We start from the raw sequence: 18,764 nt of genomic DNA, 5'->3' as shown, positions 1-18,764 counted from the left end.
ACATGAAGTTAGCAAGTTTAAAAAATGCGACCCGTGATGGTCAGTTAGTGGTAGTAAGTCGTGATTTACAGCGTTGTGTCGCTATCCCGCAGATCGCCAGCACCATGCAAAACCTCATTGATCAGTGGCAATCACTTGCCCCAAAAGCGCGTGACGTGTATCGAGCCTTAAATGCTGGCACAGTGAACGGCGAACAACCCTTTGTGGCTGCAGCCTGTGCAGCCCCCTTGCCGCGTGCCTTTCAATGGGCCGACGGCAGTGCCTATGTTAATCACGTGGAGCTAGTTCGTAAGGCGCGTAATGCAGAAATGCCAGAAACGTTTTGGACCGATCCGCTGATGTATCAAGGTGGTTCGGATGCCTTTATTGGCCCGCGTGATGCCATTGAAGCAATTAGTATTGAGCATGGTATTGATTTTGAGGGAGAGGTTGCGATCATTACGGATGATGTTCCAATGGGCTGTTCAGCCAGTGACGCCTTAGCCGCCATTCGCCTTATTATGTTGGTAAATGATGTCTCGCTTCGTGGCCTTATTCCTAATGAGTTAGCGAAAGGCTTTGGTTTCTTTCAATCAAAGCCAGCGTCAAGTTTTAGCCCGGTGGCCGTGACGCCCGATGAGTTGGGAGAGCACTGGCGTGAGGGTAAGGTGCACTTGCCATTACTGTCTACTTATAACGAGCAGCCGTTTGGAAAACCCAATGCAGGTATTGATATGACGTTCCATTTTGGTGAGCTGATTGCACATGCTGCGAAAACTCGCCATTTAGGGGCAGGAGCCATTATAGGTTCAGGTACGGTCTCGAATAAGCAAGGAACAGACTACGGTACAGCGATTGCTGAAGGGGGCGTGGGATATAGCTGTATTGCCGAGATCCGCATGATTGAAACCATTCGCGATGGTAAGCCAAGCACACGCTTTATGCAGTTCGGCGATCGCATTCGTCTGGAGATGCTCGATCCTCAGGGGCAAAGTATTTTTGGCGCCATCGATCAGCAGGTCATCGAGTATCGTCAACAATAAGCTATTCTTTGGTTGATTACGTTGGCTCGAGTGGTTACTTAACATGGTAAGCAGCGTAATTGGGTTACAGGGTCTGCAGCGAGCCAAGCTGCAGGCCGGTTTCAAGGATGTATGAGATGAAGCTTCATAGTTATTGGCGTTCTTCTGCCGCTTATCGCGTTCGTATTGCATTGCATTTAAAACAATTAGGTTTTGAAACCATCCCTGTACATCTACTTCGGGACGGTGGGCAACAACATCATATCGATTTTCAACAACGGAATCCTTCGGAACTGGTGCCTGTGTTTGAAGATGATGATGTTATGCTTAATCAATCGCTGGCCATTATTGAATATTTAGACGAGACCTATCCAGCACCTGCCTTACTGCCGAAAGCGTCTCTTGCTCGCGCCCATGTCAGAGCAATGGCTTTAGATATTGCTTGTGATATTCACCCGTTAAATAACTTGCGTGTTTTACAGTATCTTACTGGGCCATTGGCGCTTACTGAGCAACAAAAATTAGCGTGGATCCAACATTGGTTAGCGGTAGGCTTTACAGCATTAGAGCAACGTTTGGCGCTCTCAGCGGGGCAATATTGTTATGGCGACTCGGTTTCACTTGCTGATATTTGTTTGGTACCTCAAGTGTATAATGCGTTGCGGTTTAACGTATCGCTGCAGCCTTATCCAAACATAAGCCGAATTTACCAACATTGTCAGCAGCTTGCTGCCTTTGTTCTCGCTGCACCAGAGCAACAACCCGACGCCGAACGTTAGCACGCTATTGCATTACAATAAGATTTACGCTAAATAACTGGAATTTGTTGCTCTGTTTCGGGTTAGGTTTGTCTTGTTCAATAACATAGGATGTCTGTGAACGATTATTTTTCATGGTGGCGCCAAGCGCCTTTTGCGTGTGCACTGTATCGTGGGCCCTTTGACCGTTTAGGCAAAACGGAATTTGTTGATGCGAATGCGGTTTTTCGCGTGGTCACTGGCTTAACGCAATCGGCGCTACAAACCAGCCAAGCAGATGATTACACTTTGCGTGCTGTTTATCTATCACCTAACACGGCTTTGCAATATCAAGTACATTGCTATGCGCCAGAAAGTGGTTTGCTGTTAGTCACGTTGCACCAAATTCCCAATGTGAGTAATGTGATATCGGCGCCGGCAATGGTTACAGACAGCTGGTCTTCACCCGATGCGCTAACCACCTTATTGCTTGAGGTCGCTCCGCGTTTTATTGGTGTAGAGCCTACTGCTTTGCCAGTGCTTATCAATGCAACATTAGCTCAGCTTGGACAGGCCGTATCGGCAGATCGGGTATATATTTTCGATTATGATTTTCAGCACAACACGTGTTCTAATACCTATGAATGGTGTGCCAATGGCATTGTGCCAGAGCGTGAAAGTTTGCAACAAGTGCCTTTAGCCGCCATTCCACAATGGGTGAGTGCACATCAGCGCGGTGCTCAAATGTATATACCTGATGTGCCTTCGTTACCTGAAGGCGACGGCCTAAAACAGATATTGCAGCCCCAAGGCATCAAAAGTTTACTCACACTGCCTATTGTAGCTGAACAGGCGCTGTTAGGTTTTGTAGGTTTTGACTCAGTAAAGCAACATCATTACTATAGCGAACAGGAGCGGCTTTTATTAGGCGTGTTTTCTCGTATGTTAGTTAATATCACGCGGCAGGATAAGCATGAAATTGCATCTACCAAAACGCTGGTTTAACCGATTATTATGCTATGCAGGGTGTTTTGGCCTAGTGTTTCAGGTTACTGCTGCTATCCATGCCTGGTGGTATAATATTCCATTGGATTATTTTTGGTGGATGCTTTTAGCGCCATTGTTATGTTTGCTGTCAGGGTTGTCGCCTGCACTGCAAATACAAAAAGAACATCATTAATCCGATTTAGGGGGGGTATCACTATCTGCGAGGTTTAAACATGCCCCGAACTTCAATATCCGTGATACCATTTTGTCCGAACACAAAGTTTATTTGTGCTGGTCCTCTGCCAAAGAAATACATTTCATCACCAACATAAAGTACGTATCGTCCTCTGGCTTGCGTAGCTTGTGGTTCCTGGATCAATCGTAATTGGTAATCAGCAATAGACAAGGTAAAAGCTTGTAAAGGTTGCTCGGCAAAATCAGTGACCCAGACTTCGCGATCACGCTGCAATACTAATGCTAAAGAATATTTTTGTGGCGCCATAGGCAACCTAGCGGTTTGGTTGCCAACCTGGAACAACTGGGCACCGGCTTCGGTGGTCAATGACATGATAAAAGGGCTAGTGGTCTGTTTACCATTTAAAAAGTGCAGTTGTAACTCACCGTTGTAGTTAAAATCGGCTTTGGCTTGTCCTATAAAAACCAGTAATGCCACTACCCAATATTTCATGACCTGCCCCGTTAGCGTTTAAACCGCATTGTTATCAACAAGCAACATGAGCTGTTGACCCGGTTGGATAAAACGTTCGGCGTTAATATTATTCCATTTTACGATATCGTCAACGGATACACTAAAACGTTGAGCTATTTTGGCTAAAGAATCACCAGGTCGCACCCGATAATTTAGCGTACGCATTTTTGGCGCTTCGCTTTTATTCACTACGTTTTGCCAAATCTGCAATATTTGCCCTTCTTTTAACATTGTACTAGATGACAACTTGTTCCAATTACGAAGTTGCGCAACAGTAACATCGTATTTACGGCTTATATCCCATAATGTATCACCCCGAGTGATGGTATGGTCTATTTTGTTCGTATTAGGCTTCTTTGCAGCGTTGGTAGTATTGGTCTTGGCAAGTTCAGTGCCAGTTGCACTGTTATCACCCGCCCGAGGGATCAGCAATGTTTGACCGATCCGAATAGTGTTGTTAGATAATTGATTTAAACGGGTAAGTGCCTCTACAGAAATGCCATAACGTCGGGCAATGGCGCCCAACGTATCGCCACTTTTCACTTGATAAGGTTGCCACTGCATTAAACGTTCTGCTGGCGTTTGAGCGAGTTTTGCCGTAAAGCTAGATTTTTTTTCTATCGGGATAACAAGTTGATGTGGACCTTCTGGCGCAGTGGCCCATTGAATAAAACCTGGGTTAAGTGCTTGTAAATCAGCAAGGCTCATATCTGCCATGTCGGCTGCCACGGCCAAGTCCAGTTGACGGCCGATATCGACAACAGCGATTTTAGGTTCGTTTGCTATAAACTTCCAAACGATTTGAAATTCTTCCGGACGTTGTAATACATCGACCAGCGCCAATAATTTTGGGACAAAGGCGGTAGTTTCAGCAGGTAAATCGAGTGACCAAAAATCGGTAGGTAAACGCCGTTTTTTGTTGGCTTGGATGGCACGCATAATACGTCCTTCACCCGCGTTATATGCCGCAATAGCGTTTAGCCAATCATGTTCAAGAGTGTTATACAGATATTGCAAGTAATCCAACGCGGCTTGAGTCGATTCAATCACATCACGCCGCCCGTCGTACCAGCTATTTTGCTTTAAACCAAAGCGTTTTGCCGTAACAGGCATAAACTGCCACATGCCAGCTGCGCGGGAAGGGGAATAGGCCATTGGATCAAAAGCGCTTTCAATAATAGGCAGTAAGGCGATTTCTAACGGCATTTCGCGTTTTTCTAACTCTTTTACAATGTAATATAAAAAAGGTTGGGCACGGCCAGCAACGCGATCTAAAAATGCTTGGTTATCGGTGTAAAAATTACGCTGTTCAATAATAGGGCGAGTTTGGGGTACCTTAAAACTCAGTTGTGATTGAATGCGTTGCCATAAATCTTCAGCTTCGGTGGCATCAAGTAATTGTTCTTCGGTAATGCCTGATACCCAAAGACGCTCAGCGATTTTCTCAGCCGAAGCAGTATTACGATGAAAATTAGCCGCAATAGTCTGTGGTTTTACAGGCTGGGTTTCAGGTGGTGGAACAGACGTGGTGTTGTCTGAGTGAGACCCTGTCGTGCTGACACAGCCGCTTAAAAATGCCAGCAATATTACGGCAGAGATTCTTACAGTCATTACAAGATTCCAAATCTAAAAAGCAAATATTACCTGTCTGACTTATCTTTGCAAGTCAGGATTTAAATTGATCTTTGGCCATCCTTAAGCAAGCAAATAACGCTTGGGCAGTATTTTGTTTAAATTTCAACTGCAAATCCCTGTTTTTACAGCGTAAAAATGGGTTAACTTTTTTTTCTAACCCGATACTTGATGGCAAGGTAGCCTGAGCATTTTGTCTTTTGACCTCACATAATTGCTGGTAACTGATCAACGCTTGATTAGTGGGGTCAACAGTATGGGCAAATCGCAAGTTAGCTAAGGTATATTCATGGGTACAATATACCGCCGTATCATCGGGTAACGACGCGAGACGCTCAAGAGAATGGTACATGGTAACTGCACTCTCTTCAAAACGTCCTTCGAGTAGCCTGCCACAACCACCACTAAAGAGCGTATCACCACAAAACAGAACCGGAGCTGAATAAAACGCAATATGTCCTGCGGTATGGCCTGGTATTGCCATTACATGAAAGTTTAACGCCATCTCCGCAAAGGTGAGAGTATCCAAATCTGCGACCTGCTCAGTTAGCGTCGGGATCCTATGCGCTTCTGCCGCTGGGCCAATAACACGTAATGATGGCCATTGTTGTTTTAATGCTTGCAGCCCCCCCGTATGATCGGCATGGTGATGGGTAATTAATACGGCGAGTAAATGTTTGTTAGTCTTATGCAGATATTGTTCAACAATGCTCGCCTCGCCGGGATCAACGACAATACACCAGGGCGATTGCGCCGAGGTAATGGCCCAAATGTAATTATCTTGAAATGCTGGGAGTGGGATAATCTCAATCATTTTGCTATGCTACATAAACGTAAAGTCAGAAGCTTAACATGAAACCAGCACTTCGAGAAAATCATCCTCCTGCGCCTGCAGGCTGGCAAGCCTTTCGTCAAGGGAGCGCCTTAGCTGCGGCGATTAACCAGCAACTTGCACCTTGGTGGCAGCAAATTTTTGGGTATTATTTGCTAAAAGTGGGGAATTTAAGTTGTCAACTTGACACCACCTCAGCACGTTTGCGTCATCATATCCCTGTCTCACCGTCGCCTGATATAGGCCCAATGCTCTTAGCTGAGCCTGATGCGTTACCAATCCAGTCGGCCAGTATTGATGCGGTGTTACTTAGTCATTGTCTCGAGTTTCAAGCGGATCCACACCATGTTATTCGAGAAGCGCATCGGGTATTGATGGCCGATGGTTATTTACTCGTCACAGGGTTTAATCCTCATAGCTTGCTTGGTGTGTGTCAGTTTTTACCTTGGCTAAAACACGAATTACCTTGGCAGGGGCATTTTTTTAGTGCCGCGCGTATCAAAGATTGGTTACACCTTGTAGGGTTTGAAGTGCTGAGTGAAGAGCGTTTTTTTGCCAGTGCCATGGTAGCAACAGAGTTTCGTGCGGGTCGCTGGCAGCGCTTTAGTGAGCGTTATCTTAACTATTTTGCTGCTAACTATTTATTAGTTGCGAGAAAGCGAGAATTACCCTTAACCCCAATTCGACCAAAATGGCAGGTTCAACGAGGTTACACGGCGACACAAGGCATCAGTGCCAGATCTGGACATAGCTGATAAGACACCTCATGATAGGGGCGCACCCTCGCAATTTATTGACAACCGCAATTCATTGCTAGCCTAAGTGCCCCCTCGGATGAGCTTGTTATTCGGTTAACTGGGTGATCTGATAACCTTGGCGATTAAGTAACGTCAGCAAGCCATCTTCGCCCACCATATGCAAAGCGCCCACCAGCACCATTACGTTCGGTTCATCAAGTTGTTCTAATGCTTTGAGCCAGGCATGATTACGTTTAACCAACAGAATGTCATACATTTCAGGAAATTGTTGCATGTCATCTATGAACAGTTGTTTCAACGCTTGGCTATCGCCACTGCGCCATGCGGCTTTCATCTTCGATAACATTTCTTCTGTTTGTTCAATGTCTTTAATCGTGCTCTTGATTAAGCTATCGGCATCTAATTCATTCATCGCGCTCATCACGGCGAGATGTTCATCTATAGTCTCTAAACCACTAATCGTTTTTTGCTGTTGCTGCGCACGTTGTAAGTAATGCATATCGACGCCGGTTGAGGCGGCACCTAAACGTTGTAATTCTAGGGTAGCCATCATCATTGCAGCGAACGCGGGTTTAAATTGTTCAATGGAAGTAAGCGGCCATTGGCGCGCTTTAGCTACGGTTTGTAACGCCTCATATACCTCTTTGGATAAAACCTGTTGCAAATTCTGTCCAGGTTTATAGGTATTTTGCGACATTAATTTATTCATTCCGCTGGGGCCGGTCAGTTCAGCCAGATCGGTTTCGAAAATCAAATGGGTACTGGCATTGAATGCTGTATCAAAAGCGCTTGGCAAGGGAAAGTCGCTTTCACTTAACAGATGCACTGTACCCACCAGATAAAATTGTTGATTATCTTTACTAACCTGCCATACCGAGGCCGCAAATAAGGTATGGCTGCTAAAGAACATTAACATTAAAAATAAATAAACAAACCGTGGCATAGTAAACTCCTTTCGAGGCGTGTTAAGGGGTATGCAGTTAACTGCGTTAAGCAACAGGCCCAGTCGGTATTACCACATCAAATCATCAGGGATTTGATAAGCGGCATAAGGATCATCTTCTGCAATGTCTTGCACCTGACGACTGTGCAACACAACGATACAATCTGCATCGCGCTGCGCAATTTTCTCGGCAATACTTGCAGGAACCAGTACATACTGATTGCCTTGCCTAACCACAGCCAGTAAACCACGTGTTAATTCACTTTGCAACTTGTTGTTAACGTATAGGCGCTTTACCACTTGGCCATCTGTGAAATTAAATGCAAGGTCGCCACTGGCTTTAATGGTGTTTTGGGTAATGAGTTGTGTTACTTGCGCTGCAATGGCTTTTTTATGCAATTGCGCTTGTTTTTCACGATTTAGCGCTTGATCTCGCGCGACTTGCTCTTGCCGCCGTTGTTCAGCGAGTAACGTAGCTTCGCTGACAGTTTTTTGGTTTTTGCCACTTTGCACGCGTGCTTGATGCTGCTGTTTTTTTGCCGCTTTAAGTTTTTTAGGATCGGCTAAGCCGGCTTTTAATAACTGTTCTTTAAAGGCATTACTCATAGATTACTCTTAATTCGATTTATACACTTTTCGATTTATACACTTAGCAAAATAGCCGCTATGATAAATGATACTAACTCAAATTGGATAGTTCGGTTATTATAACGCGCTATTTTAACTCTGGGGTTCATTTTGGTATTTCAAGATTTAGGGCTAGACCCACGTTTACTTCGTTCAGTGCAACATTTAGGCTTTGCTAAGCCCACTGACATTCAGCAAGAAGCCATTCCTGCCGTGCTTGTAGGACGTGATTTGATTGTTTCGTCTAAGACCGGCTCGGGTAAAACGCTGGCGTATTTGCTTCCTATGATGCAACGTCTGTTAAAAAGCAAACCTTTATCTAAACAAGATGCCCGAGCATTGATCTTAGCGCCCACTCGAGAGTTAGCTAAACAAGTTTATGCGCAATTGCGTTTATTTATTGCCAATACCCCGGTAACAGGGGCTTTAATTGTTGGCGGTGAGAACTTCAACGATCAAGAAAAACTGCTAAAACGTCAGCCGCACATTATCGTGGCAACGCCAGGGCGTTTTTTAGATCATTTAGAGCATAAATCTGTTTATATTCAGGGACTGGAGTTATTGATCCTAGATGAAGCGGATCGTATGCTCGATTTAGGTTTTATGCCGCAACTTAATGCCATTAATAAAGCGGCGGATCACCGCTTACGTCAGACCTTAATGTTTTCGGCAACCTTAGATCACGCCGAAGTCGACGAGTTAACCCTGTCGCTACTCAAAAATCCTTTTAGGGTGGCCTTAGGTGCAGGTCATGAGCAGCATAGCGATATTGCTCAACACTTTATGTTTGCCGATCATTTAACGCATAAAGAGGCGTTGTTAAAACATACCTTACAACATGCGGCTATTAAGCAATTAATTATTTTTACCGCCACGCGGGATGATGCTGAACGTTTAGCAACGCTATGCACGGATCTAGGTTTCTCGGCGATGGGTCTAAGTGCGCGGTTAAACCAAGGTCAACGTAATTCGGTAATGCAACAGTTTGCCGCCGGTAAATATCAAGTGCTCGTGACAACCGATTTAGCGTCAAGAGGTTTGGATTTACTGCAAGTTTCTCATGTGCTGAATTTCGATTTACCCAAGCATGCAGAAGAGTACGTGCACCGTATTGGTCGAACTGGGCGTGCTGGCGCCAAGGGTACGGCATTATCGTTTGTTGGCCCCAAAGATTGGGCAGCATTACAAAAAATTGAAGCTTTTTTGCGCCGTCCCGTTACCTTTTCGAGCATAAGCGGTTTAGAAGCGCGTTTTAAAGGGGAGATTGCCCCCGCAGTAAGTTCACCAGCACAGGTAACCGCGGCGACAACCACGCGCAAACCTAGCCATACAAAGCCGAAAAAGACGCCGCAAGGGGCAACAAAACCGGCGAAGCGTTTCTTTGAAGGGGGAGATGATGGTACTGCTCCGGTTAGACGTAAAAAAAATGATGTAAATTGAGTATATTTTCAGCATTTACTGCTACACTTAACTTGCTCAGGAATAATTTCTTGAGCCGGAACGGCCTGTACAGAAACTATTTTCTGTTCGCCCCGGTATTTATGTTGACCACTTAATCAGCATCCCTGATAATGCGGTTGAATATGTATCAGCTCGATGACGTGGCCGGTATTATTTAAGTCGCCGGAAGCCCGGCAAAATTTGTTAAAGTAAGAGAGTGTTATGTCACAGTTAATTTCTGGTACAGTTAAGTGGTTCAACGAAGATAAAGGTTTCGGTTTCATTGAGCGTGAAGGTGGTAAGGATGTATTCGTACATTTCCGCGCAATCAACGGTACTGGCCGCAAAACATTAGTTGAAGGCCAAAAAGTAACCTTTATCGTTACTGAAGGTCAAAAAGGCCCACAAGCTGAAAACGTAACTGTTATCGGTTAATTGATAAAAGTTTATTAAGAGCCGGCTTAGTTGCCGGCTTTTTTATGCTTGTTATTACGCTTGCTCAAACGTAGCGACGCGCCTTATAGTTGTTTTTTCGTCTCTATTGTGGTGTGAGCGGCAGTAATAATTGCTCTTCGCACACTGGCCGAAAACCTAGGTGTAACCCAATTAAACGCACGGTTTTTTCCTGGCGCCGCTGCCAAGCTTGTTCCAATAATTGTTGAAAAAGCAACGGATTAAGCTGGCTACATTGTGTTTCTACTGTGGTTTGGCGAAAGTCACTGAATTTAAGTTTTACGCCAATTTTATGCAATAACGCCGTTTTGCCACTTTGCAATAAACGCTGCTCTAAGGTAGGCAGTAAGCTCAATAGAGCGTCTTGAACCTGAGCAAGATCGTGCAGATCGTGTGCTAGCGTATGTTCTACACCAATCGATTTTCGTTCACGGCTCGGTTGTACTGGGCGCTCATCAATACCCTGACAGCGTTGCAGCAAACTGCTGGCTAAACTACCAAGGTGTTTGACTAATAGACTCAACATCTGTGTGCTTGGTTCTTGTCCATTTGCCACAATATCGCGGCATAAAGTTAGGCCCAAGGCAGCCAGTTTTTCACTGGTTTTTTGACCGACGCCGGGTATTCGTCTTAGTGGCAAGGTTTCGATAAATGCAGGAACGTGATGTGGTGGCAATACAAACAGCCCATCAGGTTTATTTTCATCACTGGCAATTTTAGCTAAAAATTTATTGGGTGCTACACCGGCCGACACCGTTAACCCAGTTTCAAGCAAGACCGTTCTGCGAATATCTTCTGCAATAAGTGTGGCGCTGCCTCTAAAGAGTGAGCAGTTACTTACGTCAAGGTAAGCTTCGTCAAGCGACAGCGGTTCAACCAAATCGGTATAACGTAAAAAAATTGCCTGAATCTGCCGACTTAAGGTTTTATATTTCTCCATATTGCCACGCAGTAATGTTAAATGCGGACAACGTTTTAGCGCTTCGTGCGTGGGCATCGCTGAGCGAACGCCAAAGGCGCGTGCTGGATAGTTGCAAGTGGCAATAACGCCACGCTCGTTACGGCTGCCACCAATAGCCAGCGGCACGGTTTTTAATGCAGGATTATCCCGCATCTCAACGGCAGCAAAAAAGCAATCCATGTCAAGGTGGATAATTTTGCGATGCGTTGTCATAGTAAAAACACAATAACCTGTGCACTGTATTAATAACCAGTAATTTAGCGATGCGTCACGACTTTGTAAAGCTAAGATGCCATTTAAAGCGCGCGTTATGCTAGTTTGATAGATTATTTTTAACTTTGGACGTTTAGACGTCTTCTTTTTCAGTGCAAGGTACGCATTTTCAGGGTAGAATATGGGCCAGTTTTTCAGACTGTAGTTAACCGTTAAGCGTGACAGGCGCGCCCAGGAGAAAGCATGTTAAAGCGTGATATGAATATTGCTGATTTCGATCCGGAATTATGGCAATCGATGGTACAAGAAACTGATCGACAAGAAGCGCACATCGAGCTAATTGCTTCAGAAAATTATGCCAGCCCTAGGGTGTTGCAGGCGCAAGGTTCACAATTAACCAATAAATATGCCGAAGGCTATCCACATAAACGCTACTATGGTGGTTGTGAGTTTGTTGACATCGCAGAAGATCTTGCCATTGCCCGTGCTAAGGAATTATTCGGCGCTGACTACGCTAACGTACAGCCGCATTCTGGTTCACAGGCTAACTCGGCGGTATTCTTAGCCTTGTTAAATGCCGGTGATACTATTTTAGGGATGAGCCTAGCCCATGGCGGTCATTTAACGCACGGTGCTACGGTAAGCTCCTCTGGTAAGTTATATCATGCAGTACAATACGGGTTACATCCTGAAACGGGCGTCATTGATTATGATCAAGCCGAAGCCCTAGCGTTAGAACATAAACCTAAGTTGATTATTGCTGGTTTTTCAGCGTATTCAGGTATCGTTGATTGGCAACGTTTCCGTGATATAGCCGATAAAGTGGGTGCCTACTTATTGGTGGATATGGCGCACGTAGCTGGTTTAGTGGCTGCTGGCGTTTACCCAAATCCGGTGCCTATCGCAGATGTTGTTACAACAACAACGCATAAAACACTGGCCGGTCCACGTGGTGGCTTAATTCTAGCCCGTAAAAACGAAGTCATTGAGAAAAAATTAAATTCTGCAGTGTTCCCGGGGGGACAGGGCGGACCATTGATGCACGTCATCGCTGCAAAAGCTGTGGCTTTCAAAGAAGCTTTACAACCTGAATTTAAAGTTTATCAGCAACAAGTATTGTTAAATGCTAAAGCAATGTGTGCCGAAATGATGTCTCGTGGCTACAAAATTGTTTCTGGTGGTACTGATAATCATTTATTTTTGATGGATCTTATTGATAAAGAAATCACCGGTAAAGAAGCTGATGCGTGGTTAGGTTTTGCGCATATCACGGTGAATAAAAACTCGGTACCAAACGATCCACGCTCACCTTTCGTGACCAGTGGATTACGTATTGGTACGCCGGCTATTACGCGTCGTGGTTTTAAAGAAACTGAGGCCCGTTTGGTCGCCAATCTGATTTGCGACGTATTGGATAGCCGTGGTGATGCGGCCGTTATTGAACAGGTAAAAGCACAGGTTTCTGCGGTTTGTGCGCGCTTCCCTGTTTATGCGTAACCGCAAATAACATGCTATTATGGCCGCTAATGCGGCCATTTTTATTGGTCAATTACTTATGACAAGCTATCGCCTGAGTGGGTGATAGGAAAACATAGAGAGCCCTGCATGTTTTGTCCATTTTGTAATGCTGATGACACAAAAGTTATTGATTCTCGCCTGGTTGCCGATGGTCATCAGGTTCGCCGTCGCCGCGAGTGTTTGGCTTGCCATGAACGTTTTACTACGTTTGAAGCCGCTGAGCTAGTAATGCCACGTATCATTAAACGCGATGGCTCGCGTGAGCCGTTTAATGAAGATAAATTGCGTAATGGCTTGTTGCGCTCGTTAGAGAAGCGGCCTGTGTCGACGGAAGAAATTGAACAACTGATCCAAAAAATTAATTCACAACTTCGTGCTACTGGCGAGCGTGAAGTGGCTAGTCATATGTTGGGCAATTTAATTATGGATGAACTGGTAAAAGTAGACAAAGTGGCTTATGTGCGTTTTGCGTCAGTTTATCGTTCGTTTAAAGACATTCGAGAATTTGGTGAGGAAATCGCTCGCTTAGGAGAGCAATAATGCGTTTTTCGGATGACGATATTGCCTTTATGGCTGAAGCCATCGCGTTGGCGGCAAAAGGCCGTTTTACCACCGATCCCAATCCGAATGTCGGTGCCTTAGTTGTGAAGAATCAGCAGGTGCTTGGTCGAGGTTATCATCATCAAGCCGGTCAAGGCCATGCGGAAGTTTACGCCTTAGCCGAAGCGGGTGCCGCCGCGAAAGGGGCGACGTGTTATGTAACATTAGAGCCTTGCGCACATTATGGCCGAACCCCTCCTTGTGCCGAAGCCTTAGTTAAAGCTGGCGTTAGCCGTGTAGTGATTGCGATGTTGGACCCGAATCCGTTAGTTGCAGGCAAAGGCGTTGCTATTTTACAAGCGGCGGGTATTGATGTGCAAAGCGGGCTCTTAGCCGCTGAGGCGCGGGCACTTAATCCTGGCTTTTTAAGTCGAATGGAACGTAAACGCCCTTATGTTTGGTTAAAAATGGCGGCCAGTTTAGATGGGCGTACCGCATTGGCGAATGGTGTGAGTCAATGGCTAACCGGCATTGGGGCTCGGCAAGATGTGCAGCTGTTTCGGGCGCAAAGCAGTGCTATTTTATCTACTGCCAGCACACTGTTAACTGACAGTGCGCGTTTAACGGTTCGACAGGTTTCAGCATGTAGTATCACGCCATTAACGGATAATCAGATACGCCAACCTCTTAGGGTTATTTTAGACAGACAACAACGTTTAACCGGCAGCGAGCCTCTGTTTGCAGAAGGTGGCCCGGTGTTACTTTGTTACGCAGCAGAGCAAACGCCCAAGCATCTTGCGCAAGCAAAGGTGCCAGTTGAACAGTTAGCGATGACTACCACTGCGTTTGGACACCTGTGTTTAACGTCGGTGCTTGCCGCGTTGCATGAGCGCCAAGTAAACAGTGTGTGGACAGAAGCTGGTAGTACCTTAGCGGGGCAACTTATTGCACACGGGCTAGTTGACGAGTTAGTGTTGTATCAGGCACCACGCTTCTTGGGCGAGCTGGCGCAACCGTTGGCTAAACTGGGCGATTTTCAAGATTTACAGCAGGGACCACAATGGCTTATCCAAGACGTGGTGATGCTAGGATCTGATATCCGGATCCGTGCGCTACCTGTTTTTCCATCATTGGCGACGTCAGACGCCTCCACAGAAGAAGCACATTAACATGTTTACTGGGATTATCGAAGCAACGGGGCAACTTACCCAGCTCAGGCGCCAAGGTGGTGACATCGTGGTCACTATTCACAGCGACACCTTAGATTTTAGCGATGTAAAATTAGGTGATAGCATTGCGACCAATGGCGTATGTTTAACGGTAACCGCGTTATTGCAGAATAGCTTTCGAGCTGATTTATCGGCAGAAACACTTGCGCTTACCCAGTTTGCTACGTATCAGATTGGGCAAAAAGTGAATCTTGAAAAAGCGTTAATGGCGACCAGTCGATTGGGTGGACACTTGGTGAGCGGCCATGTTGATGGGCTAAGCGAGCTGTTACATTTGGAAAAAACGGCTCGAGCTTGGCAACTTTGGTTTAGTTTACCCCCAGCCTTGGCACCTTATTTAGCTTACAAGGGCTCGGTAACGATCGATGGGGTAAGTCTTACCGTAAATGATGTGACCAATGATCGTTTTCGTTTAACTATTGTGCCGCATACTGCGCAGCACACAACGCTGATCCATTTGCAAAAAGGTCAGCGTGTTCACCTTGAAGTTGACCTCATTGCGCGCTATTTAGAGCGTTTATTACTGGCAAAAGCCCCTGCAGCGGCAGGCGGTGTTGATCTTGCGTTGCTCAAGCAGCGTGGGTTTTTATAAAGAAGGTTTGCTATGCAACTGAATACACCTGCTGAAATTATTGATGATATTCGCCAAGGAAAAATGGTTATCCTAATGGATGACGAGGATCGTGAAAATGAAGGTGATCTGGTGATGGCGGCAGAATATGTCACGCCAGAAGCCATTAATTTTATGGCGAAATATGGTCGTGGCTTAATTTGTTTAACCTTGACTAAAAAACGCTGTAAACAATTAGCCTTACCCTTGATGGTGGATGCGAACAAATCGCCTTTTGCGACCAACTTTACGGTGTCTATTGAAGCGGCTGAGGGCGTGACTACCGGTATTTCTGCTGCTGATCGGGCGCGCACCGTAAAAGCTGCCGTTGCGCGGGATGCTAGCCCGCAAGATATTGTACAGCCTGGACATATTTTCCCGTTAATGGCGCAAGATGGTGGGGTTTTAGTGCGCGCAGGGCACACTGAAGCTGGGTGCGATTTGGCGCGTCTAGCGGGGCTTGAGCCGGCCGCGGTGATTGTAGAAATTCTCAATGATGATGGCACCATGGCACGGCGGCCGGATTTAGAGATTTTTGCTAAAGAGCATAATATAAAAATTGGTACCATTGCCGATCTTATTGAATACCGCAATTTACACGAAACCACTATTGAAAAAGTAGCTACTTGCCAATTGCCAACGGCGATGGGTGAATTTGAATTGGTAACTTTTAAAGATACGATCGACAACCAATTACATTTTGCGTTAGTAAAAGGCCAGATCCACGCTGAGCAACCTACGCTGGTGCGCGTTCATTTGCACAATACGTTTAACGATTTACTGTTAACCACGCGCGGTAATAATTTAAGTTTCCCGTTACATACTGCAATGCAGCGCATTGCTGCCGAGGGGGGCGTCTTAGTATTGTTAGGTAAACACGAGTCAACTGACGAATTGGTGCATGTGGTACAAAATTTTGAAGCTGAGGATAAAGGTGAAAAACCGCGTTCTGCACCTTGGAAGGGCACCTCTCGTAACGTTGGTTTAGGCTCACAAATTTTGGCTAACCTGGGTGTGAAAAAAATGCGCTTACTTAGTCAGCCAAAGAAGTATCATGCGTTGTCTGGCTTTGGATTAGAAGTGGTCGATTACGTTTCGGAATAAGCCTATCCGCGTATCCTCTTCATCTTTAAACCCGTTGGGTATAGACAGAAAGTATGTTAGAATACGCGGCTAATTTTTGATGGCAGTTAATAAGTAAGGACTGGCAATGCAGGTAATTGAAGCAGGCTACTCAGCTCGTGGCAAAAAAATTGCGATCGTGGTCGCGCGCTTTAACAGTTTCATCGTAGAGAGTTTACTGAGTGGCGCTATCGATACGTTGCAGCGCGTGGGTAATATCGCTGAGCAAGATATCACTGTGGTGCGAATTCCAGGTGCGTTTGAACTACCACTGGCCGTGCAGCGTGTTGCCGCCAGCAAAAAATATGATGCTATTGTCGCACTAGGTGCGGTTATTCGTGGCGGTACTCCGCACTTTGAATATGTTTCAGGCGAATGTGTAAAAGGCATTGCGCAGGTTTCTATGCAATATGATTTACCTGTTGCGTTTGGCGTGTTAACGGTCGATAGCATTGAGCAAGCCATTGAGCGTGCGGGTACCAAAGCAGGCAACAAAGGGGGCGAAGCTGCCATGTCGGCGCTGGAAATGATTAATGTGCTGGAACAGCTGTAACAGGAACTGTCAATGAAACCCAATGTTCGCCGTCAGTCACGCTCGTTAGCCGTGCAAGGTATTTACAGTTGGCAAGTTAGCCATAATCCTATCGCTGATATTGAACAGCAATTACTGCTTGAAAATAACGTAAAACATCTTGATGTTGCGTATTTCCAGGATATTTTACGTGGCGTTGTGTTACACCACAGTAAATTAGATGAAGCCATTAAGCCTTATTTAGAGCGACCCTTCGACGAGATTGACTTGGTTGAAAAAGCGGTATTACGCGTTTCTGCGTATGAATTAAAGTACCGCTTAGACGTGCCTTACAAAGTCGTGATCAACGAGGCGATTGAATTAGCGAAATCCTTTGCTGCAGATGATAGCCATAAATTTGTTAACGGCATCTTAGATAAAGCGGTTAGGGTATTGCGTCCAAATTAATGGAGAAGCCGACGTAAGTCGGCTTTTTAATCTTTATGGGTGAATTTGATTTAATCGCCAAATATTTTGCGCATGCAGGGGTGAAACGCGCAGATACGACTCTTAGTGTTGGCGATGATGGTGCTGTATTGCAAGTGCGCGATGGTTACGATCTGGTTGTTACCACTGACACCATGGTCTGTGGCACACATTTTTTCCCCGATGTGGATCCACGCGCATTAGGTCACAAATTAGTGACTGTTAATATTAGTGATTTAGCCGCGATGGGGGCAGAACCCAGCTGGTTATCATTAGCCATTACGTTGCCCGCTTTGGATGAAGCGTGGTTAGCTGAATTTGCTGCCGGCTTACACGAGACAGCCGATTATTATAATTGCCAGCTTGTCGGAGGCGATACCACGCGTGGCCCATTGAGTTTAACCATGATGGCAAAAGGCCAGGTACCGCGTGGCAAAGCCATTACCCGTAGTGGCGCCAAAGTAGGTGATTACGTGTATGTTACTGGCACCCTGGGAGATGCCGCCTTGGGATTGAGATTGGTTCAAGGTGTACATGAAGTGAGTAAAAAACACCAAGGTCATTTGCTACAACGTTTTCATTATCCTGCCGCCCGCGTTGCCTTAGGGCAGGCATTACGGCATACCGCAAGCAGTGCGATGGATATTTCTGATGGCTTGGCGGGAGATTTACCTCACATTTTAAAGCGCTCGGGCGTTGGTGCTTATATCGATGTCAATCGTCTGCCATTATCGCAAGCGCTAAAAGACAGCTGTGAGCCGGCGTTAGCCTTACAGCTGGCACTGTCAGGTGGCGAAGATTATGAATTACTCTTTACCGTACCTGAGAATCGTCGTGGCTCATTAGATGTTTTATTATCACCCTATGGTGTTCCTATTACCTGTATTGGTCGAATTACTGGTGTGGCGGGTAAATTAGAACTAAAAGCGGGTGAACAGCCCTTTACATACCAACATCAGGGATTTCAGCATTTTTGATGAAAGCATCTTTTCAATTATCTAAATGGCAACACTTTCTGGCGTTAGGTTTTGGTAGCGGCTTAGCGCCGAAAGCACCTGGCACTTTTGGGACCTTGGTGGCATTACCCTTGGTGTGGTTACTCAGTCTCGCGGGAACCGCCTGGTTTATCGCTTTTCTTCTGCTGGGAACCTTATTAGGTATTTATGTGTGCGGCAAAACCGCTGCTGATGTCGGCGAGCATGATCATGGGGCGATTGTCTGGGATGAAATAATCGGGTTTACACTGACCATGTTATTTGTGCCAGTAAGTTTAGGCACTTTGGTTTTGGGCTTTGTTTTGTTTCGTTTTTTCGATATTGTTAAGCCTTGGCCGATTCGATGGTGTGATCAACGGGTACACGGCGGCTTGGGCATTATGCTGGATGATATACTCGCCGCTTTGCCGGCCCTCGGCCTAATGCATTTGGTATTGTACCTTGGGTGGTTAAGTTAGCC

General features: G+C 45.7%; 22 protein-coding genes. 16 read left to right on the top strand and 6 right to left on the bottom strand.

Features of this window, described 5'->3' with window-relative positions; all coding sequences use genetic code 11:
* Positions 1 to 2 precede the first annotated feature (2 nt).
* The 4 genes from IE070_RS01690 to IE070_RS01675 all read left to right on the top strand — a co-directional run bounded on the left by IE070_RS01690 (position 3) and on the right by IE070_RS01675 (position 2,918).
* Positions 3 to 1,022, top strand: a complete 1,020-nt coding sequence (locus IE070_RS01690) for a fumarylacetoacetate hydrolase family protein (RefSeq protein ID WP_189479793.1) — start codon at positions 3 to 5, stop codon at positions 1,020 to 1,022.
* 116 nt (positions 1,023 to 1,138) lie between these two features.
* Entirely contained in the window at positions 1,139 to 1,780 is a 642-nt protein-coding gene (gene maiA / locus IE070_RS01685; RefSeq protein ID WP_189479791.1) for a maleylacetoacetate isomerase, read from the top strand.
* A gap of 90 nt (positions 1,781 to 1,870) precedes the next feature.
* Positions 1,871 to 2,743, top strand: coding sequence for a GAF domain-containing protein (locus tag IE070_RS01680; RefSeq protein WP_189479788.1), 873 nt, complete (start codon positions 1,871 to 1,873; stop codon positions 2,741 to 2,743).
* On the top strand, positions 2,712 to 2,918 hold the full coding sequence (locus IE070_RS01675) for a hypothetical protein (protein ID WP_189479786.1): 207 nt from the start codon (positions 2,712 to 2,714) through the stop codon (positions 2,916 to 2,918). The genes IE070_RS01680 and IE070_RS01675 overlap by 32 nt, the downstream gene beginning before the upstream one ends.
* Positions 2,919 to 2,939: 21 nt before the next feature.
* Here IE070_RS01675 and IE070_RS01670 read toward each other — a convergent pair whose 3' ends face one another.
* From IE070_RS01670 to gloB, 3 genes are read right to left on the bottom strand one after another with little or no spacing between them, the layout of a single operon-like run.
* On the bottom strand, positions 2,940 to 3,413 hold the full coding sequence (locus IE070_RS01670; RefSeq protein ID WP_189479784.1) for a hypothetical protein: 474 nt from the start codon (positions 3,411 to 3,413) through the stop codon (positions 2,940 to 2,942).
* An 18-nt stretch (positions 3,414 to 3,431) separates the two neighbouring features.
* Positions 3,432 to 5,045 carry a lytic transglycosylase gene (locus IE070_RS01665; protein WP_189479782.1) on the bottom strand — a complete coding sequence of 538 codons (1,614 nt, stop codon included), beginning with the start codon at positions 5,043 to 5,045 and terminating at the stop codon, positions 3,432 to 3,434.
* A 55-nt stretch (positions 5,046 to 5,100) separates the two neighbouring features.
* Positions 5,101 to 5,880 carry a hydroxyacylglutathione hydrolase gene (gloB, locus tag IE070_RS01660; protein ID WP_189479780.1) on the bottom strand — a complete coding sequence of 260 codons (780 nt, stop codon included), beginning with the start codon at positions 5,878 to 5,880 and terminating at the stop codon, positions 5,101 to 5,103.
* A gap of 38 nt (positions 5,881 to 5,918) precedes the next feature.
* Between gloB and IE070_RS01655 the strand changes: the two genes are divergently transcribed.
* Complete coding sequence (locus tag IE070_RS01655) at positions 5,919 to 6,653, top strand: class I SAM-dependent methyltransferase (RefSeq protein WP_189479778.1); 735 nt, start codon at positions 5,919 to 5,921, stop codon at positions 6,651 to 6,653.
* Between the two features lie 88 nt (positions 6,654 to 6,741).
* On the opposite strand, the gene IE070_RS01650 is transcribed toward IE070_RS01655, so the two are convergent.
* Both IE070_RS01650 and IE070_RS01645 read right to left on the bottom strand, forming a co-directional pair.
* On the bottom strand, positions 6,742 to 7,599 hold the full coding sequence (locus tag IE070_RS01650) for a TraB/GumN family protein (protein WP_189479776.1): 858 nt from the start codon (positions 7,597 to 7,599) through the stop codon (positions 6,742 to 6,744).
* A 69-nt stretch (positions 7,600 to 7,668) separates the two neighbouring features.
* Positions 7,669 to 8,205 (bottom strand): DUF2058 domain-containing protein, encoded by a 537-nt coding sequence (locus tag IE070_RS01645; protein ID WP_189479774.1) that lies wholly within the window; start codon positions 8,203 to 8,205, stop codon positions 7,669 to 7,671.
* A 132-nt stretch (positions 8,206 to 8,337) separates the two neighbouring features.
* Here IE070_RS01645 and IE070_RS01640 point away from each other — a divergent pair, with 132 nt between their 5' ends.
* Positions 8,338 to 9,666: a DEAD/DEAH box helicase gene (locus IE070_RS01640; protein ID WP_189479772.1), complete on the top strand. Its 1,329-nt coding sequence runs from the start codon at positions 8,338 to 8,340 to the stop codon at positions 9,664 to 9,666.
* 222 nt (positions 9,667 to 9,888) lie between these two features.
* Entirely contained in the window at positions 9,889 to 10,101 is a 213-nt protein-coding gene (locus IE070_RS01635) for a cold-shock protein (protein WP_189430946.1), read from the top strand.
* Between the two features lie 103 nt (positions 10,102 to 10,204).
* Here the strand turns inward: IE070_RS01635 and dinB are convergent, their stop codons facing one another.
* Positions 10,205 to 11,293 (bottom strand): DNA polymerase IV, encoded by a 1,089-nt coding sequence (dinB, locus tag IE070_RS01630; RefSeq protein ID WP_189479770.1) that lies wholly within the window; start codon positions 11,291 to 11,293, stop codon positions 10,205 to 10,207.
* A 243-nt stretch (positions 11,294 to 11,536) separates the two neighbouring features.
* Between dinB and glyA the strand changes: the two genes are divergently transcribed.
* The 9 genes from glyA to IE070_RS01585 all read left to right on the top strand — a co-directional run bounded on the left by glyA (position 11,537) and on the right by IE070_RS01585 (position 18,762).
* Complete coding sequence (gene glyA, locus IE070_RS01625) at positions 11,537 to 12,790, top strand: serine hydroxymethyltransferase (protein ID WP_189479768.1); 1,254 nt, start codon at positions 11,537 to 11,539, stop codon at positions 12,788 to 12,790.
* Positions 12,791 to 12,898: 108 nt separating this feature from the next.
* Entirely contained in the window at positions 12,899 to 13,351 is a 453-nt protein-coding gene (gene nrdR, locus IE070_RS01620; protein ID WP_189479766.1) for a transcriptional regulator NrdR, read from the top strand.
* Positions 13,351 to 14,520, top strand: a complete 1,170-nt coding sequence (gene ribD / locus IE070_RS01615) for a bifunctional diaminohydroxyphosphoribosylaminopyrimidine deaminase/5-amino-6-(5-phosphoribosylamino)uracil reductase RibD (RefSeq protein WP_189479764.1) — start codon at positions 13,351 to 13,353, stop codon at positions 14,518 to 14,520. The genes nrdR and ribD overlap by 1 nt, the downstream gene beginning before the upstream one ends.
* Before the next feature lies 1 nt (position 14,521).
* Complete coding sequence (locus tag IE070_RS01610; RefSeq protein ID WP_189479762.1) at positions 14,522 to 15,172, top strand: riboflavin synthase; 651 nt, start codon at positions 14,522 to 14,524, stop codon at positions 15,170 to 15,172.
* 12 nt (positions 15,173 to 15,184) lie between these two features.
* Entirely contained in the window at positions 15,185 to 16,294 is a 1,110-nt protein-coding gene (ribBA, locus tag IE070_RS01605) for a bifunctional 3,4-dihydroxy-2-butanone-4-phosphate synthase/GTP cyclohydrolase II (RefSeq protein ID WP_189479759.1), read from the top strand.
* A 106-nt stretch (positions 16,295 to 16,400) separates the two neighbouring features.
* A complete protein-coding gene (gene ribH / locus IE070_RS01600; protein WP_189430933.1) occupies positions 16,401 to 16,865 on the top strand; it encodes a 6,7-dimethyl-8-ribityllumazine synthase in 465 nt (154 codons plus the stop codon).
* Between the two features lie 12 nt (positions 16,866 to 16,877).
* A complete protein-coding gene (gene nusB, locus IE070_RS01595) occupies positions 16,878 to 17,291 on the top strand; it encodes a transcription antitermination factor NusB (RefSeq protein ID WP_189479757.1) in 414 nt (137 codons plus the stop codon).
* Positions 17,292 to 17,326: 35 nt separating this feature from the next.
* Positions 17,327 to 18,286: a thiamine-phosphate kinase gene (gene thiL / locus IE070_RS01590; RefSeq protein WP_189479755.1), complete on the top strand. Its 960-nt coding sequence runs from the start codon at positions 17,327 to 17,329 to the stop codon at positions 18,284 to 18,286.
* Entirely contained in the window at positions 18,286 to 18,762 is a 477-nt protein-coding gene (locus IE070_RS01585) for a phosphatidylglycerophosphatase A family protein (protein ID WP_189479753.1), read from the top strand. Before thiL ends, IE070_RS01585 begins: the two co-directional genes overlap by 1 nt.
* Positions 18,763 to 18,764: the final 2 nt, after the last annotated feature.

Origin of the sequence: Alishewanella tabrizica (assembly GCF_014652375.1) — a bacterium.
Taxonomy (GTDB): domain Bacteria; phylum Pseudomonadota; class Gammaproteobacteria; order Enterobacterales; family Alteromonadaceae; genus Alishewanella; species Alishewanella tabrizica.
Note: the sequence above shows the minus strand (reverse complement) of the source record. Positions and strands in the feature narration are given on the sequence as shown.